Origin of the sequence: Xanthomonas sp. WHRI 10207, assembly GCF_040202975.1 — a bacterium.
Classification (GTDB): Bacteria; Pseudomonadota; Gammaproteobacteria; order Xanthomonadales; family Xanthomonadaceae; genus Xanthomonas.
Map to the genome: position 1 here is coordinate 120,323 of NZ_JBEGDX010000003.1, position 16,702 is coordinate 137,024.

A 16,702-nucleotide genomic window follows, 5' to 3' on the forward strand; every position below is an offset into this window, starting at 1 on the left:
ACCGTCGCGCAGATCGCGCCGGCAGGAGCAGACGATCCACGGCAGACCGCACTTGCTCTGCAAACGATAACGATTTACATTTACATAACGTCTGGCCGGCTCCGGCCATGTCCTGTTCGTCGATCCGCCAGCCTTGCCAGGCCAGCCAGCTCGTCGCCCGAGCAGCACGCCGACGCCTGCCTGCTTCCTGTCGCCACGCCCTAGCGTGCGCCCACGATCGATGAGAGACCGATGCCTGCACTGACCCACCCACTGACCTGCCTGTCTGTTGCCCTGCTGTGCGCGTTGACCCGGCCTGCCGCTGCGCACGCAGCCGACCTGGCCGATGCCAAGACGCTCGACCAGGTCACCGTCAACGGCACGGTGAGCCGCGCACAGCCGGCCACCACCACGCGCCTGCCGCTGACCCTGCAGGAGACGCCGCAGTCGGTGAGCGTGATCGGATTGCAGCGCCTTGAGGACGAGTCGCTTTTCAGCATCGATGACGTGATGCGCAACGTCACCGGCGTCAACGTGTCGTTCTACGACACCCAGCGCCCACTGTATTTTGCGCGCGGTTTCCAGATCACCGACTTCCAGGTCGATGGCTTGCCTACCTACAGCGGCGCGACCAATCAGGAATACGACACGGTGTTTTACGACCGCATCGAAGTGATCCGCGGCGCCAACGGCCTGCTGACCGGTGCGGGCATTCCCTCGGCCACCGTGAACCTGTTGCGCAAGCGCCCAGGCAAGACGTTCGACGCCTCGGTTGCCGCAAGCGCCGGCACCTGGGATTTCCGCCGCACCCAGGCCGACGTCAATGCACCGCTCACCGACGACGGCCGCTTCCGCAGCCGCGTGGTCGCGGCCTGGCAAGATCGCGACTACTACTACGACCGCTACCACGACAACAAAATGTCCGGCATGGCGGTGCTGGAAGGCGATCTGACCGACAGCACCACACTCACCGTGGGCTATCAACGTCAGGACAACAGCCCGGTCGGTTCGACCTGGGGCACGGTGCCGTTCTTTGCGGCCGATGGCACGCTGGCCAATCTGTCGCGCTCGACCAACATGGCACCGGAATGGACGCGCTGGCAGCGCGAAACCAGCACCGCCTTCGCCAATCTGGAACAACGCTTCGGCGAGGATTGGCTGCTGCGCGTCAACTACGCGCACACCAAGGGCGATGTGCAAAGCATTCGCGTGTACGGCACCGGCTATCCGGCCGCCGATGGCAGCGGCGTGTTCTTGCGCACCGGCGTCGGCGAAACCAGCGACACCCGCGATGGCGTGGATGTGTATCTGTCGGGCGGGTTCTCGTTGTTCGGCCGCCGGCACGACGTGGTGCTGGGTGGCAGCTGGCAGGATCTGCAATCGACCACCTACGGCATCGCGCAGCAGTACCCCAGCGGCTGGGGATCGTGCATCAACGAAAGCGGTGGGTCTGAGCGCTGCTATCGGATTCCCGACATCCGCAACTGGGATGGCGATGCACCCGAGGTGAGCTACAGCCGCACCGGCGCGCGCCGTGAGGCACGCACCACGCAGCGCGGCGTGTACGCCTCCACACGCTTTCGCCTGGCAGACCCACTGTCGCTGATCGCCGGCGCGCGCCTGAGCACCTGGCAAACGCGCACCCAGGCCTTCAACGTCAGCGGCGGCTACACCGGTACCACCGGCCGCTACAAGGTGAGCGATGAAGTCACCCCGTACGTGGGCTTGGTGTACGACATCGTTCCGGATGTTTCGGTGTACGCCAGCTACACCGAAATCTTCAATCCGCAGAACTACCGCGACAAGGACAACAACCTGCTCGCACCGGTGGAAGGCTCCAACCTGGAGGCCGGCATCAAGGCGCAATTACTCGACGGCCGCGCCATGGCCACGGCCGCCGTGTTCGAAGCAAAGCAGGACAACTACGCGGTGCGCGACATGACCCAGCCCGAATCGTCGTTGCCCGATGGAACCTCCGCGTTTATCGGCGTGGACGGCACCAAGAGCCGCGGTTGGGAGATGGATATCAACGGCGAGATGCTGCCGGGCTGGACGGTCAATGCCGGCTATACCCACGTCAAGGTCACGCGCGCACCCACCGATGCGATCTACGCCAACCTGCCGGAAGACTATCTGCAGCTGTCCACCCAGGTACGCCTGCCCGGCGCGTGGGATCGCCTGAGCATCGGTGGTGGCGTGAGTTGGCAAAGCGCGGTGCGCGGCTTCAACATCGCGCGCCCCACCGGCGATGGCAGCGGCGCCACTACACCGGTCACCGTGGTGCAGAACCCGTATGCGTTGGTGCACTTCAACGCCAACTACCGCATCAGCGACCAGTGGACCGCCACGCTGGCGGTACGCAATGCGTTCGACAAGACCTACTGGGCCAACCTGGATTACCAGAACTACGGCGAACCGCGCTTTGTCAGCGTGTCCCTGCGCTGGCGCTACTGAGGAAACGACAATGCCGGCCGATCACCGCGCGGTGCATGCACCACGGTGATCGGCCCGGCATCGCAACTCACTTCCTAAAGCGGAATTCAACGTATCTGCCGTGCGTAGGAGCGGGCCCGGCCGCGACGCCGTCCCGACACAGCATCAGCGCTTCCGCAGCAGGCATCGACCAACGCACAAAAAGCTCGTTCGCCTGGATCAACACCTCGTGCGCAACAGCGTGCAAATGGCAGGCAGATAACGCCGTAAACCATACGAGCGAAAAACGCGCCGAACGCGTTACATCAAGCAAGCAAGATGCGACACTTCGTAGGAGCGGCCCCGGCCGCGATGCCGTCCCGACACAGCATCAGCGCTTACGCAACAGGCATCGACCAAGGCGAAAAAGCTAGTTCGCCTGAATCAGCACCTCTCGCGCAACAGCGTGCAAATGGCAGGCAGACAACGCCGTAAACCATGCGAGCGGAAAACGCGCCGAACACGTTACATCAAGCAAGCGAGATGCGGCACTTCGTAGGAGCGGCCCCGGCCGCGACGCCGTCCCGATACCACCGATGCGCAAAAACGTTACACAACACCGAACAACCCACTCATCCGCGCCCAAGCGAGCACATGCAACTCACCGTCGCACGCATCCCGCCACATGCAGACGTGCGGTTCTTCCTTGACGTCGCGGACCGCGGCTTACAGTGAGCAGTAAAACCGCAGCACCTGCATGCCACCAGCAAGCCCCACGATCATCCTATACCTCCAATCCAGCAAGGCATCGAGCGCAGCGGACATCCCGCCGCACCACAACCACTTTACGGCGCCACGCATTCCTCGTCCTTGCCGCGGAGTTTCTGCCAGCGCGACCGTTGTTCCAGGCAGCGTTGGTAGGCCTGTTGTTTTGCCGCTGCAGCCTGGTCGGCGGCGTTACGCGTGGCACTGCTACGCGCGGCCTGCAGCTGCGCGATCTTGGCGCGGATCTGCGGCATCACGACCATTGCGGCGCGTTCGCCTTCCAGGATGGCGACACTGCGCTGATTGAAATCGGCCGAGCCGATATCGTTGACCTTGGGGCGCACCACCACGTCTGCACGCTTTAGCTCGGCTTCGCCCAGACGCTGCCCCATGATCGAGATCGACTGGTTCACTGTGCCCAGCAGATCGCCCGGATTCTTGCCGCTGGCCTTGCTGGAAATATCCACTGCCACCACGAATTCGGCGCCGAGCTGACGCGCGGCATCCACTGGCACCGGGCTGACCACACCGCCGTCGACGAAATGGTATTTGCCGATGGTCACCGGCTCGAACACGCCTGGAATGCTGCTGGACGCACGCACCGCCTGGCCGGCGTTACCGCGCACGAAGACGGTGCGCTCGCCGTCTTCCAGGCGCGTGGCCACAACCGCAAACGGCTTGCGCAACTTCTCGATAGGCTTGCCGCCGAGTTGCTCGTTGACGTAGTCCTGCAGCTTCTGGCCCTGCACCAGACCACCGGAGAACAGCCGCACATCGCGGATGCTGGTCTGGTCGAGCGCCACCGCTTTTTCCTGCATTTCGAACGCGTCCATGCCGCTGGCATACAGCGCGCCGACCACGCTGCCGGCGCTGGTGCCCGACACCACCACAGGCGCAAACCCGTTGGCTTCGAGCATCTTGATCACGCCGATATGCGCAAAGCCTTTGACTGCGCCGCCGCCAAGCGCGATGCCGATCTTCACCGGTTTGGCCGCAGCGGCCGAAGGCGCCTGGACCACCGGCGCAGGCGTTGCCGGGCGTGGCTCGCCACCGCAGGCCGAGAGCAGACCGAGCATGGACAACAGGGCAAGCGAGCGGGAGCGGCGGAGCGCAGTCATGGCGAAAACGTCGATGGGAAAGGCGAGGGAGAATACACGCGCGCCGTCACGGTCGCTGCTGTGCCGCGGGGTGGTCGATGGTGGAGGTGATCGAGAACTTGCACAGGCTGTTGGTGGTGCAAGCCTCTGCTGCACTTTCTACTGGCGGGAAAACGCTTGCGCGGAGCGCCGGATGAGGGTGCGCGAAACCTGTCGTCATGCCATTGCAGGTGTGGCTTCGCGTCGTCCCCTCACCCCTGCGGCAGAGGGGCTAGTGCGCGTGCGATGGCGACGTTTCTACGCCGGAGTGCGACATCCCGATTCCCCGGAGCAACGTCCCGACTTGCGCGCGCGACGTCCCTTCTCCCGCGTGCGGGGGAAGGTGCCCGTAGGGCGGATGGGGGGAATCGCCGGCAGTCGATCAAGACAGGCGTGCTCCCGAAGCGCGCCGGACCTGGACCTGCGTCAGTGGGGCGTCTCCGGCATGTATGCGGCGCTCCACACCAGCCACCACACTTGCCTGGCCGCAAAATGCCGCGAGCATCGACGCGGCCTCGCCGCGCCAACCATCAAAACCGGTTATCGCCATCCAGCAGCCTTCCTAGCCCGCCGAGCACCGAGCCTTCGCCGCGTTGCTGGCCGCCGGCTTGCGGGGCGGCCTGTAGCATGCGGCCGGCCATGCGCGAGAACGGCAGCGATTGCAGCCAGACCTTGCCGGGGCCGGTGAGGGTGGCCAGGAACACACCTTCGCCGCCGAAGAACATGCTCTTCAATCCGGCCACGCGCCGCACGTCCATGTCCACGCCAGCGTGATAGGCGACCACGCAGCCGGTGTCCACGTCGATGCGCTCGCCGGGGCCGAGGTCGCGTTCCACCACAGTGCCGCCGGCGTGCACGAACACCCAGCCGTCGCCTTCGAGTTTCTGCATGATGAAGCCCTCGCCGCCGAACAGGCCGGTGAGGATCTTCTTCTGGAAGGCGATGCCCAACGACACCCCGCGCGCGCCGGCCAGGAAGCTGTCTTTCTGGCAGATCAGGCGCCCGCCGTGCTCGGACAGCCGCAGCGCCAGCACCGTACCGGGGTAGGGCGCTGCGAACGCCACCTTGGCCTTGCCGCTGCCGGCATGGGTGAACACGGTGGTAAACATGCTCTCGCCGGTGACCACGCGTTTGCCGGCAGAGAGCAATTTGCCCATCAGCCCGCCGCTGCTGCCGCCCTGACCATCATGCGAGCCGTCGCCGAACACGGTGTCCATCTGCACCGCCGAATCTTTGTACATCAGCGCGCCGGCCTCGGCGATGGCGCTCTCGCCCGGGTCCAGTTCCACTTCGACAAACTGCATGTCGTTGCCGACGATGCGGTAGTCGATCTCATCGGCACGCCCGGCGCTGGCAATGTTGCCAAGCGGAGGCGGTGCGCTGCCACCGCCCTGCAGGTCGGCCAGCTGACGGGCCGGCGTCCAGCCATCGAGTCCATCGCGCCAGGCCAGCGCGTCGGGTTGGCGCTGGGCATGCGCGCGGGCGCTGGCATCGTCGAGCGGGCCGATACGGTCGGCCTGTCCGGGAATATGGAAATACCACTGGGCCATCGGGAAGACTCCTGTCGGTGTGTGCGGCGAGTCTAGCCGCAGCAGCCGGCACCGCGTCCCGTGTCCAAGGTCATGCCGTGCAAGGCGGTCAGGCGTGGTTGCGACGCTAGACGCCGCACGCGGGCCAGCCAGACCTGCACGCCGCCGAGGCGGTCGCGGCCAGGCGGATGCGCTGAAGTAGGCCGCAGCGTGGCTAGCGCCTGCATCGGGCAACGGTGTCGTGTTGACTGCAGCATTGGCACCGCCGGCTTAGAGCAGCTCCCAGAACGACTGTGCTCACTCACCGCCGAGCGGACGCGGCCGGTGCTCGGTGCGGCAGGGTCCACGCGTCCACTCCGGTTCTGAGCGTGCCGTCCGCACCTACCTGACGACGGCTCGCCACGTTGTGTTAGCTGCGCTTATTCCCCCACCGTCGCCCAATAGCGCTCGCCGTCGCGGTGCACGCGCACCGGGCCGTCGAACGCTGCCGACAGGCTGGCATCGGTCAGCAGCGCATCGCGCGGACCATCGGCGATCACCGTGCCGGCGCGCAGCAGAATCACCCGCGCGATTTCCGGCACGATCTCTTCGATGTGGTGAGTCACCAGCACCAGCGTGATGCCTTGCCGGGCAAGGCCGCGCAAGGTGTCGAGCATGTATTGGCGCGCCATCAGGTCCAGGCCGGTGGACGGCTCGTCCAGCAACAGCGCCTGTGGGCGGTTGACCAGGGCGCGCGCGATCAGCACGCGGCGGGTCTCGCCGGCCGACAACTCGGCAAACGGTCGATCCAGCAACGGCAGGGCACGTGCCAGCGCCAAGGCCTCACGTGCCCGCGCGCGCATGTCGTCGCTGACCTCGTGATGCGGCGGCACCACGTAGCTGGCGAAGAAGCCGGACAGCACCGCGCTTTCGACATCCAGCCCCGGCATGTCCGCCAGATTGACGCTCAGATCGCCGCTGACGATCCCCAGCTGCGAGCGCAACCGCTCCACCTGCCAGCGCGCCTGCCCCAGCACCTTCACCGCGGGCTGGCCATCGCCACGCGCCAGCGGATACAGCTCGCGCGTGATGAGCTTGATGAACGAGGATTTGCCGCAGCCGTTGGGGCCGAGGATGGCAGTGTGCTGGCCAAGCGCGATCCGCAAACGCAACGCATGCAGCACCCGGATCTGGCCGCGCATCACACTTGCCTGGTCGAGTTCGATCAGCGCAGGCGCATCGGCAAACGTATCGGCAACATCGGTGGAAACAGTCATACGCAAGACATCAGGCAGTAAGGGAGAAGACACGTGTGAACCGCTTTAGGAAGGCAGGCGTCACCCTACGCATCCGAAGGGTGAAGTTTGCCGCGATCGCCCCCATCATGTCTGCATCGACCAACGAGAAACCGCCGCCGTGGAACTGCCGATGCTGTCCGATCCGATCATCGACTTCCTGACCGCCGGCGTGGCCGGGCTGGGTGTGTGGGGCATGCTCGCGGTGCTGCTGGTGTTCACCCAGCTCACCATCTTTGCGGTGACCTTGTACCTGCATCGTAGCCAGGCGCACCGCGGTGTGGATTTCCATCCGGTGGTGGCGCACTTCTTCCGCTTCTGGACCTGGCTCACCACCTCGATGATCACCCGCGAATGGGTGGCCATCCATCGCAAGCATCACGCCAAGGTCGAAACCGACGAAGATCCGCACAGCCCGCAGACCAAGGGCATCAAGCAGGTGTTCTGGCGCGGCGTGGAGCTGTATCGCGAAGCACGTACGCAACGCGCCGACATCGAGCAGTACGGCAAGGGCGCGCCCAGCGACTGGATCGAGCGGCATCTGTACACCCCGCACGCCAATGCCGGGCCGATCGCACTGCTGGTGCTCAACGGCGTGTTGTTTGGCTTGCCCGGCATTGCGCTATGGGCGATCCAGATGGCGTGGATTCCGTTCTGGGCGGCGGGTGTGGTCAATGGCCTGGGCCATTGGTGGGGCTATCGCAATTTCGAATCCGCCGACACCTCCACCAACCTCACCCCGTGGGCGCTGTGGATCGGTGGCGAAGAACTGCACAACAACCATCACGCGTTTCCGAGTTCGGCACGGTTTTCGATGCGGCGTTGGGAACTGGATATCGGCTGGATCGCGATTCGCGGACTGCAGGCCATGGGTCTGGCCAAGGTGCTGCGTGTTGCCCCGTCGCTGGATATCCGCCCCAATATCGCCGTGCCCGATGCCGATACGCTGAAAGCGCTGTTATCGCATCGCTTCCAGGCCATGACCGATTACCAGCGCAACGTGCTTAAGCCGGCCTTGCGCGAGGAAGCCGCCGCCACCGGCGCCAAGCTGCGTGAGTTGTTGCCGCGGCGTTTGCGCAAGGGCCTGGTCGATGACGGGCGCTGGCTCAAGCCGGATGCGCGCGCGCAGTTGCAGGCCTGGGTGGCGCAGCGTCCGCGTATGCGTACGTTGGTCGAGTACCGCGCGCGCCTGACCGCGGTGCTGGAAGCGCGTAGCCATGATGCGTCCGAGCGTCTCAAGCAGTTGCAGCAGTGGTGCCATGAGGCCGAAGCCAGTGGCAACGCCGCGCTGCAGGCGTACGCGGCGCGGCTCAAGGGTTATGCGCTGAGTGGCGCGTAAGCGCAGCGGCACGCGTACTGCGGTCTGCGCACGCGGCTGGAAAGGCTCGGTGACGCGCGCGCTGCTGATGGCCTGCATCGTCTGTGCGTGCGCGTCTGCGGCACATGCCCAGGTGCAGGACAGCCAGGACTATCTCAAGCGCATGGACACCGATGGCGATGGCCGCGTCAGTCGCGATGAATATCTGGACTGGATGAGCTACGCCTTCGATCAGCGCGATGTCGATCACGACGGTGTGCTGCAAGGCGACGAACTGCCGGGCCGGCGCGGTAAGCCGATCCCCCGCGCCGCACATCGCGCCACCTTGATCGAGCGCTTCGCACGTCAGGACGCCAACGGCGATGATTATCTGAGCGCGCGCGAACTGCTGGCGCCGCCGCGCTGATGCGCACCTTCGCGCGTGCCTGACGTCGCGTTCGGCAAGCTCGCGCGCATGTTCACTCTCGACCAGGTCAGCCGCCGCTACGGCCAGGCCATCGCACTCGACACGGTCACACTGGGCTTTGCCAGCGGCGTTACGACGGCGTTGATCGGCCCCAGCGGCGCCGGCAAGTCCACCGTGTTGCGCATGCTGGTGGGGCTGGAATGGCCTGACAGCGGCACGGTCGCTGTCGATGGCGTGCCATTGGCGCGCGCCAGTCTGCAGGCGCAACGCCAACGCATCGGCTATGTCATCCAGGAAGGTGGGCTGTTCCCCCACCTGGACGCGCGCAGCAACGTGGTGCTGCTGGCGCAGACCCTGGGCTGGACGCGACAACGCATCGATGCGCGCTTGGATAGCCTGTGCACGCTGTGCCAGTTGCCGCCGGAGTTGCTGGCGCGTTATCCGGCCGAACTCTCCGGTGGGCAGCGCCAACGCGTGGGGCTGATCCGCGCCTTGATGCTGGACCCGCCCGCGCTGCTGCTGGACGAACCGCTGGGGGCGCTCGACCCGATCGTGCGCTACGACCTGCAGGCGCAGATGCGCGCGCTGTTTGCGCAGCTTGGCAAGACCGTGGTGCTGGTCACCCATGATGTCGCCGAAGCGGCGTATCTGGCCGACACCCTGGTGCTGATGTGCGCCGGCCGCGTGGTGCAACAGGGCAGTGCACGCGAGCTGCTTGAGCAGCCGGCCGACGCGTTCGTGCAGCGGTTTCTCACCGCACAACGCAGCATCGGCGACGCCGCATGATGGCGCGCCTCTTTGCGGCAATGCTGCTGCTGATCTGCAGCCTCGGCGCGCAGGCCGCGCCGGTGACCATCGGCTCGAAGAACTTCACCGAGGCAGTGATCCTGGGCGAAATCGCCACTGCGGCCGGTCGGCGCGATGGCGTGGACGTGCAACACCGTGCCCAGCTCGGCGGCACGCGCATTCTGTGGCGCGCGCTGGAAACCGGCCAGATCGATGCCTATGCCGAATACACCGGCACCCTGGCGCAGGAACTGCTGCAGTTGCCCAAGGCCAGCCACGCCGAGCTGCGTGCGGCGCTGGACGCACGCGGTCTGGCGATGACCGAGTCGCTGGGGTTTCAGGACACCTATGCGTTTGGTATGCGCCGTGCGCGTGCGCAGGCGCTGGGCATCGCATCGCTCTCTGATCTGGCCCGCCACCCGGCACTGAAGATCGGGTTGAGCAATGAATTCATGCAGCGTGCCGACGGCTGGCCCGGCGTGCGTGCGGCCTACGGCTTGCCGCAGACCGCCACCGGGCTGGATCACGATCTGGCTTATCGCGCGCTGCAAAGCGGGGCGATCGAGGTCACCGATCTATACAGCACCGATGCGGAGATTCCGTATTACCAGCTGCAAGTGCTGCGCGACGACCGCCAATATTTCCCCGAGTATCAAGCGGTGTTTTTGTATCGCAAGGACCTGGCGCAGCGCGCACCGGCGATGCTCAAGGCTTTGCAAGGTCTGCAGGGACGGATCGACGAAGCCACCATGCAGCGGCTCAATGCGCAGGTGAAATTGGAGCGGCAGTCCGAGGCGGCGGTGGCCGCGCAATGGCTGGGCGTTGCGGCCACGGCACAAGCGGATTCGCGCATCGGCCGGTTGCTGCGTCACACCCGCGAGCATCTGGCGCTGGTCGGCATCTCGCTGGGCTTCGCGTTGCTGATTGCGCTGCCCTTGGGTGTGCTCGCAGCGCGGCGGCCGCGGCTAGGCCAGGTGGTGTTGTCGTTGACCGGTGTGTTGCAGACGCTGCCCTCGTTGGCCGTGTTCGTCTTCATGATTCCGTTGTTCGGCATCGGCGCAAAACCGGCGATTGCCGCGTTGTTTCTGTATAGCCTGCTGCCGATCGTGCGCAATACCCATGCCGGGCTCACTTCGATTCCGCGTGAGTTACGCCAGACCGCCGAAGCGATCGGGTTGCCGGCCTGGACGCGATTGTGGCGCGTGGAATTGCCGCTGGCCCGCCGCACTATCGTGGCCGGTATCCAGACCGCTGCGGTCATCAACGTAGGCACCGCCACCTTGGGTGCGCTGATCGGTGCCGGTGGGTATGGTCAGCCGATTCTCACCGGCATCCGTCTCGACGACATCGGCTTGATTCTGGAAGGCGCGATCCCCGCCGCCGTCCTCGCACTGCTGGTGCAGGCGGCATTCGAAGGGCTGGAGCGTTGGGCAACCCCACGCGGCCTGCGGCTCAGTCAGCGCGGTTAAGCAGCGGACAAATAATCCCCCATCAACCCGTAGGAGCGGACCCGGCCGCGACACCGCCTTACTCGGGTCACGCCCCGTCGCGGCCAGGTCCGCTCCTACATGCGCTGGCGTACCGCGTCACTGCCCTGGCAGCGCAGCAATCAAGCGCAGGAGGGCATCGTCGGCAACACTCAGGTGCGGTGCGATACGTAAACGTCTATGCCGCCGCGTGCAGATCGCGCCTTGCTCGCCGAGCGTCTTTACTACCGCATCCAACTGGGTGGCCGGCGGCTGCAACGCGGTCAGATGCGGCGCATGGCCGAGGGTGCACCAATGGCCGAGCCCGCGCGCAGATAACGCCGCATCCCACTGCGCGGTCAGTGCGCCCAGCGCAGCAGCGATACGTGCGGGTTGCCAGGCCGTCACTTGCTGCAGGGCGGCCGTTGCCATCGCAATCCGCAACGGGTCGGTAACGCCGCCGGCATCGAACCGCCGTGCCCCTTCGCGATACTCCGGCGCCTGCGCCACCGGAAACTCCCAGCTGCTGCCGGCATCCCGGCCGATCCAGTGTTCTTCGATCGGCACGCCCTGCGTGCGCCACTGCGGCGCCACCCACAGCCACGCCAGGCCCATCGGCCCCAGCAACCATTTATGGCCGACACTGACCACGAACTCCGGCTTCCAGCGCGGCAGGTCGGTCGGCATGACGCCCAGGCTTTGGCTCAGATCCAGCACCAGCGCCGCACCGCGCGCGTGCACCGCCGCGCTGATCCGGTCCAGGTCCAGCTGCCGCCCGTCCAGCCAGTACGCATGCGGCAGGCTGACGATGCGCAGCGCAGGCGTCTGTTCAACCGCGTCCAGCACCGCATCGGTCAGCACTGTGCCGGCAGCGGTTGGCACCGCCACAATGCGTGCGCCCACCTCCGTGCAGCGCCGTTGCCAGATCAGCAGGTTGGACGGGAATTGCCCGTCCAGCAGCAGCACCGCGTCGCCGCCATGCAGTGGCAGATTGCGTGCAGCCGTGGCCAGCCCATGCGCGGCCGACGGCAACATCGCCACCGCATCGACATCGTTGTCGAACAGACCGGCGGCCAAGCGGCGTAGATGCTCGATGTCGCGCAGCCATGCATCGAATGGCAACCGCCACGGCGTGGCCATCGCATCGACCGCCTGATGCGCCACGGCCTGCACCACAGTCAGCAACGGCCCGCGCGAGGCAGCGTCCAGATAGATGACCTCATCGGGTAGCGCAAATGCGCGGTGCCGGTGTTCCCAGGCGACAGGGGTGGGGAGCGAACTGGGCAGCGAAGACGATGGCATGCCAACAGCTTACCGCTGGCTGCCATGCCGCCGACACGGCGCGTTCACGGACGCTCCTCAAGCATATGGCGATGTCTGCACTCTCACCCCTGGTGGTCAACCGCCAGCAACAGCAGTTGACGCTGCTGCAACGCTACGCGCAGACCCGCGCGCTGAGCGACCGTCTTGCCGCACCCCTGAGCGCGGAAGACGCGATGGTGCAGAGCATGCCCGATGCCAGCCCCAGCAAATGGCATCTGGCGCATACCACCTGGTTTTTTGAACGCTTCGTGCTGCAGTCCGACCCTGCGTACCGCGTTTTCGACCCGGCGTGGGATTTTTTGTTCAATAGTTACTATCAAAGTGTGGGCCCGATGCATGCGCGTACACGTCGCGGCGTGTTGTCGCGGCCATCGCTGCAGCAGGTGCGCGACTACCGTGCGGCCGTCGACACCCACATGCAGCAGCGCTTGCAAGATGGCGCGCTCGACGCGCAGGCCTGCACCATCGTGCAACTGGGCATCCAGCACGAGCAGCAGCATCAGGAATTATTGCTGACCGACATCAAGCACGCGTTGTGGAGCAATCCGCTGCAGCCGGCCTACCGCGATGCGCCCGCACCCGAAGCTGCATTGCCGAGTGCACTGCGTTGGCATGCGCGCGATGAGCAGATTGCTGAGATCGGTGCACCGGCATGGCCGCAGTGCGACACGTTTGCCTACGACAACGAGTCGCCGCGTCACCGCGTGCTGATCGGGGCGCATGCCTTGGCCAACCGTGTCGTCACCAATGCCGAGTTCCAGGAGTTCATCGACGCCGGCGGTTACCGCAGCGCCAGTGCCTGGCTCAGCGATGGCTGGGCGATGGTGCAGGCGCAGGGCTGGCAGCATCCGCTGTACTGGGATGCAGATGGGCGCGAATTCACCCTGGATGGCTGGCGCACGCGCGATGCGCACGCGCCGGTCTGTCACCTGAGCCTGTTCGAAGCCGATGCGTTCGCCCGCTGGGCCGGTGCGCGTCTGCCCACCGAAGCCGAGTGGGAACAGGCGGCTGCCGGGGTGCCGGTGCAGGGCAATTTTGTCGATACCGACGCACTGCATCCCCGCGCTGCGCAGGCCGTGGACACCGGCATGCAGCAGCTGTTTGGCGATGTGTGGGAGTGGACCGGCAGTGCCTATCTGCCGTATCCGGGTTTCGCACCATGGCCTGGCTCGTTGGGCGAATACAACGGCAAATTCATGAATGCGCAATGGGTGCTGCGCGGTGGCAGCTGCGCCACGCCGGCCAGTCACCTGCGCGCCAGTTACCGCAACTTTTTCCCCTCCGATGCGCGTTGGCAGTTTGCCGGCGTGCGTCTTGCCAAGGATCTGCCTTGAACGCCGCCGCCCATGCCATGCAACGCGCCCATGCCGCGCTGACCGATCTGCGTCCGCAGCCGGACGACATCACCGCCGACGCACTGGCGGGCTTGTCGCAAACACCCAAGACGCTGCCGTCCAAGTATTTCTACGACGCCCGCGGCTCGCAGCTGTTCGAAGCCATCACCCGGCAGCCGGAGTACTACCTCACCGGCACAGAATTGATGTTGCTGGAAGCCAGCATGTCCTCGATCGCGCAGGCGATTGGCCCCGACGTGCATGTGGTCGAATACGGCAGCGGCAGTGGCCGCAAGACCGAGCTGCTGCTGCAAGGCCTGCGCGATGTGGTGGCGTACACGCCGTTGGAAATTTCGCGCACCGCATTGCTGGAGAGCACCGCACGGTTGACCCAGCAATTTCCGCAGATTCAGATGCTGCCGGTCTGCACCGACTTCACCACACCGTTGCGTCTTCCCGATGCGCAGCGCCCTTCGCGCCGACACGTGGTGTTCTTCCCCGGCTCCACGCTAGGCAACTTCACCGACACTGCCGCCATCGCCTTGATGGATGCGATGCGCCAGACCATGGGCAGCGATGGCTGCGCGTTAATCGGCATCGATCTGGACAAGGATTCCGACCTGATCGAAGCCGCCTATAACGATGCGGCCGGCGTCACTGCCGAGTTCACGTTGAACCTGTTGGCGCGGCTCAATCGCGAGATCGGCAGCGACTTCGATCTGGATGGTTTCCGTCACCATGCGGTGTATGCGAGCGAACGCGGCCGCATCGAAACCTTTTTGATCAGTCAGCGCGACCAACGCGTGCACGTGGGCGGAAAGGAATTCGCCTTTGCCGAAGGCGAAGCCATGCAGGTCGAATACAGCTACAAATACACCGATACGCGTTTTGCCGAACTGGCCGCCGCCGCCGGGCTCAAGGTCACGCACGGCTGGAATGATGCGAAGGATTGGTTCGGGCTGCGCCTGCTGCGCCCGGTGTGAGCGAACCGGATCGCCACCATGGCCGAACGCGGCCTGGCGATCCGGTTCCAACCATCATCAGTTCGATTGCAACAGTGTGCGCATGCGGTGGCACGAAGCGGCGATGGCATCCACCAGCGCATCCAGAACCGGATGCGCAACGCCTTCCTGCCGAAGCACGACGGCAAGATCACGCGCCTGATCGGGCAGGTCGCTTGCGGCCACCTCCATCCAGGCAAGGCAGGTCATGCCGTCCAGGCGTAGCGTTTCGGCCAGTTGCCGCCAGTCGCCTGGACGAATGTCCCACCAGCGATAGTGGCTGCCGACCTTCATTGCCATCTTGATTTTGCGCTGTTGCAGCTGCGGATACGGCAGGGCGCTGGAGATGTCATACAACGGTGCCAGCCGGACCTGCCGGTGTTGGCCGAGCAGCAGCGAATAGTTCTTCGCGTGGGCATCGGTGCCGCCGATCAGGTGGTTGAAGACCAACGCCTGGAACAAGGTGTCGATGTCCTGCCGCGGCTGCGAGGAGTGCGTCCACAACAGTTGCGACAGCGCAGCCGGTCCCGGGCCGCCCTGGTTCTGGTACTTGATCTGCGGCATCACTCCCAGCGCTTGTCAGACGTCTTCCTGGTGTACGCGCAGCAGCCTGCCGTTGCTGGCGATGCGGTCGTAACGTTCGACGCAAATGGCGGTTTCATCGCCGAAGCGCAGCGCCTGGGCGGCGGCGGTCGGCAGGCCGATGCTGCGCGCCAGGCGCAGGCAGAACAGCTCGTTCTCGACGAACCCGTCGTATTCGCCGCTCGGTGGTTTGAGGATATGCGTGGTCGGGATGCGTCCGGCCGGGATTGCCCACTGCTGCCCGTCGTGCAGCAACGCGATCTTGGCCTGCGCGCCGGCCAGGCTGAACTGCCCGACGTCATCGACTTGGCGCGCCGCGCCGCGCCGATGTCCTGGCGCAGCCTGTGCAAGCGTGCTTCCAGTTCGCCATCCGTGAGTGGTTCGATGCTGTCGCTGGCGCCGGACAGCACATCCTCAAGCCGGGCTTCGGTGACGAACTGCACCGCACCAGCGCAATCCTCGCCGACGTGCGACAACAGGGCGAGCGGGTTGCGCGGAGAGACCTGGAACCTGGAGGCCCAGCGTTGCAAGGTGGCTTCGTTGTCTGGCAACAAGCCCCATAGCACTGCACTGACCGCCTCGGTGCGGTGATCCTCCTTGCTCAGGGGAAGGTTCAACGACAGCGGTATCGCACTTTTCGAATGCTGCCAGTCCGGCGTGTAGGTGAACCGTGGATGCCCATGCGGGTCGGGCGCCAGATAGCCGATCACCTGGTTTTCGATCAGTGCGATCAGTCTCACGGATCGCCCTTCTTTTTAGAAGATGCCGATATGACTTTGGAAATTTTCGCTGCCTTGCCAACCTTCGAACGATCAAGTGCGGAGACCTGGTTCTGCAAGACTTCATTCACTACATGTTTTTCATTCGGTGCATTGATCATTGAGGGATACTGATTCAGCGCTGCTGTTAAGGCTGCCTGCGCCGGAGACTGTTTTACAGCATCCAATGCCGATGATGGTCTGAGTAAGCCTGCATTTTTCAGCCTATCGAGCGACGAGAATTGGTTCGTGAGGAGGGTGTTGTTGAACGCATTGAGAACGTCGGTTCCCACTGGTGTATTGGACCGGTTATGTTCAACGATCGCGTCGAGATTGATCGGCGTCACGGTGCCGCGATCGGGCACGCGCGCTTGCGGAGCCTGAGCAACGCCTGGGCTAAGCATCAACTCCAGTCCCAACGCCTGCAGTGCTCTCAGGATCAATTGCAGCTCCGCGCGCGGCTTGCCTTTCTCGATATCGACGACCCATTGCCGGCTTACGCCGATTTCGTTGGCCAGGCGAGCCTGATCCCAGCCTAAGCGCTTACGCCTGGCGCGGACGATGTTGCCGATATCGGACGGCGTGCGGACAGTATCCATGGCTGCAATGTAAGCGATCGACGACATTGGTGCA

14 protein-coding genes and 1 other RNA gene are annotated in these 16,702 nt (G+C 65.0%); 8 read left to right on the plus strand and 7 right to left on the minus strand.

Features of this window, described 5'->3' with window-relative positions; genetic code table 11:
* The first annotated feature begins 231 nt into the window (after positions 1–231).
* Positions 232–2,433 (plus strand): TonB-dependent siderophore receptor, encoded by a 2,202-nt coding sequence (locus ABQU90_RS10935; RefSeq protein WP_323520965.1) that lies wholly within the window; start codon positions 232–234, stop codon positions 2,431–2,433.
* Positions 2,434–3,236: 803 nt separating this feature from the next.
* Here ABQU90_RS10935 and ABQU90_RS10940 read toward each other — a convergent pair.
* Positions 3,237–4,274 carry a patatin-like phospholipase family protein gene (locus ABQU90_RS10940; RefSeq protein WP_323520966.1) on the minus strand — a complete coding sequence of 346 codons (1,038 nt, stop codon included), beginning with the start codon at positions 4,272–4,274 and terminating at the stop codon, positions 3,237–3,239.
* 548 nt (positions 4,275–4,822) lie between these two features.
* Positions 4,823–5,842, minus strand: coding sequence for a TIGR00266 family protein (locus tag ABQU90_RS10945; RefSeq protein WP_115584264.1), 1,020 nt, complete (start codon positions 5,840–5,842; stop codon positions 4,823–4,825).
* A gap of 317 nt (positions 5,843–6,159) precedes the next feature.
* Here ABQU90_RS10945 and ABQU90_RS10950 point away from each other — a divergent pair.
* Positions 6,160–6,236, plus strand: a non-coding RNA gene (locus ABQU90_RS10950) — sX9 sRNA.
* Between the two features lie 4 nt (positions 6,237–6,240).
* On the opposite strand, the gene ABQU90_RS10955 is transcribed toward ABQU90_RS10950, so the two are convergent.
* Positions 6,241–7,077: an ABC transporter ATP-binding protein gene (locus tag ABQU90_RS10955; protein WP_323520967.1), complete on the minus strand. Its 837-nt coding sequence runs from the start codon at positions 7,075–7,077 to the stop codon at positions 6,241–6,243.
* Positions 7,078–7,228: 151 nt separating this feature from the next.
* Here ABQU90_RS10955 and ABQU90_RS10960 point away from each other — a divergent pair, with 151 nt between their 5' ends.
* The 4 genes from ABQU90_RS10960 to ABQU90_RS10975 all read left to right on the plus strand — a co-directional run bounded on the left by ABQU90_RS10960 (position 7,229) and on the right by ABQU90_RS10975 (position 11,074).
* On the plus strand, positions 7,229–8,434 hold the full coding sequence (locus ABQU90_RS10960) for a DesA family fatty acid desaturase (protein ID WP_323521136.1): 1,206 nt from the start codon (positions 7,229–7,231) through the stop codon (positions 8,432–8,434).
* 67 nt (positions 8,435–8,501) lie between these two features.
* Positions 8,502–8,819, plus strand: a complete 318-nt coding sequence (locus ABQU90_RS10965; protein WP_323521137.1) for an EF-hand domain-containing protein — start codon at positions 8,502–8,504, stop codon at positions 8,817–8,819.
* A 48-nt stretch (positions 8,820–8,867) separates the two neighbouring features.
* Positions 8,868–9,605 (plus strand): ATP-binding cassette domain-containing protein, encoded by a 738-nt coding sequence (locus ABQU90_RS10970; RefSeq protein WP_323521138.1) that lies wholly within the window; start codon positions 8,868–8,870, stop codon positions 9,603–9,605.
* A complete protein-coding gene (locus ABQU90_RS10975; protein ID WP_115526700.1) occupies positions 9,602–11,074 on the plus strand; it encodes an ABC transporter permease/substrate-binding protein in 1,473 nt (490 codons plus the stop codon). Before ABQU90_RS10970 ends, ABQU90_RS10975 begins: the two co-directional genes overlap by 4 nt.
* Positions 11,075–11,191: 117 nt before the next feature.
* Here the strand turns inward: ABQU90_RS10975 and ABQU90_RS10980 are convergent, their stop codons facing one another.
* Complete coding sequence (locus ABQU90_RS10980; RefSeq protein ID WP_323520968.1) at positions 11,192–12,373, minus strand: aminotransferase class V-fold PLP-dependent enzyme; 1,182 nt, start codon at positions 12,371–12,373, stop codon at positions 11,192–11,194.
* Between the two features lie 65 nt (positions 12,374–12,438).
* On the opposite strand from ABQU90_RS10980, the gene egtB reads away from it, so the two are divergent.
* Positions 12,439–13,728: an ergothioneine biosynthesis protein EgtB gene (gene egtB / locus ABQU90_RS10985; RefSeq protein WP_323520969.1), complete on the plus strand. Its 1,290-nt coding sequence runs from the start codon at positions 12,439–12,441 to the stop codon at positions 13,726–13,728.
* Positions 13,725–14,711 carry an L-histidine N(alpha)-methyltransferase gene (gene egtD / locus ABQU90_RS10990; protein ID WP_323520970.1) on the plus strand — a complete coding sequence of 329 codons (987 nt, stop codon included), beginning with the start codon at positions 13,725–13,727 and terminating at the stop codon, positions 14,709–14,711. The genes egtB and egtD overlap by 4 nt, the downstream gene beginning before the upstream one ends.
* 57 nt (positions 14,712–14,768) lie before the next feature.
* On the opposite strand, the gene ABQU90_RS10995 is transcribed toward egtD, so the two are convergent.
* From ABQU90_RS10995 to ABQU90_RS11005, 3 genes are read right to left on the minus strand one after another with little or no spacing between them, the layout of a single operon-like run.
* Positions 14,769–15,293, minus strand: a complete 525-nt coding sequence (locus ABQU90_RS10995; protein WP_430544351.1) for a HipA domain-containing protein — start codon at positions 15,291–15,293, stop codon at positions 14,769–14,771.
* Positions 15,293–16,051, minus strand: coding sequence for a HipA N-terminal domain-containing protein (locus ABQU90_RS22780; RefSeq protein ID WP_430544352.1), 759 nt, complete (start codon positions 16,049–16,051; stop codon positions 15,293–15,295). Before ABQU90_RS22780 ends, ABQU90_RS10995 begins: the two co-directional genes overlap by 1 nt.
* Positions 16,048–16,695: a helix-turn-helix transcriptional regulator gene (locus ABQU90_RS11005; RefSeq protein ID WP_323520971.1), complete on the minus strand. Its 648-nt coding sequence runs from the start codon at positions 16,693–16,695 to the stop codon at positions 16,048–16,050. The genes ABQU90_RS22780 and ABQU90_RS11005 overlap by 4 nt, the downstream gene beginning before the upstream one ends.
* Positions 16,696–16,702: the final 7 nt, after the last annotated feature.

Excerpts from the sequence above, each read along its gene's own strand:
- ABQU90_RS10935 (WP_323520965.1), top strand. The coding sequence starts at position 232 with ATGCCTGCACTGACCCACCCACTGACCTGCCTGTCTGTTGCCCTGCTG.
- ABQU90_RS10940 (WP_323520966.1), bottom strand. The coding sequence starts at position 4,274 with ATGACTGCGCTCCGCCGCTCCCGCTCGCTTGCCCTGTTGTCCATGCTC.
- ABQU90_RS10945 (WP_115584264.1), bottom strand. The coding sequence starts at position 5,842 with ATGGCCCAGTGGTATTTCCATATTCCCGGACAGGCCGACCGTATCGGC.
- ABQU90_RS10955 (WP_323520967.1), bottom strand. The coding sequence starts at position 7,077 with ATGACTGTTTCCACCGATGTTGCCGATACGTTTGCCGATGCGCCTGCG.
- ABQU90_RS10960 (WP_323521136.1), top strand. The coding sequence starts at position 7,229 with ATGCTGTCCGATCCGATCATCGACTTCCTGACCGCCGGCGTGGCCGGG.
- ABQU90_RS10965 (WP_323521137.1), top strand. The coding sequence starts at position 8,502 with ATGGCCTGCATCGTCTGTGCGTGCGCGTCTGCGGCACATGCCCAGGTG.
- ABQU90_RS10970 (WP_323521138.1), top strand. The coding sequence starts at position 8,868 with ATGTTCACTCTCGACCAGGTCAGCCGCCGCTACGGCCAGGCCATCGCA.
- ABQU90_RS10975 (WP_115526700.1), top strand. The coding sequence starts at position 9,602 with ATGATGGCGCGCCTCTTTGCGGCAATGCTGCTGCTGATCTGCAGCCTC.
- ABQU90_RS10980 (WP_323520968.1), bottom strand. The coding sequence starts at position 12,373 with ATGCCATCGTCTTCGCTGCCCAGTTCGCTCCCCACCCCTGTCGCCTGG.
- egtB (WP_323520969.1), top strand. The coding sequence starts at position 12,439 with ATGGCGATGTCTGCACTCTCACCCCTGGTGGTCAACCGCCAGCAACAG.
- ABQU90_RS10995 (WP_430544351.1), bottom strand. The coding sequence starts at position 15,293 with ATGCCGCAGATCAAGTACCAGAACCAGGGCGGCCCGGGACCGGCTGCG.
- ABQU90_RS11005 (WP_323520971.1), bottom strand. The coding sequence starts at position 16,695 with ATGTCGTCGATCGCTTACATTGCAGCCATGGATACTGTCCGCACGCCG.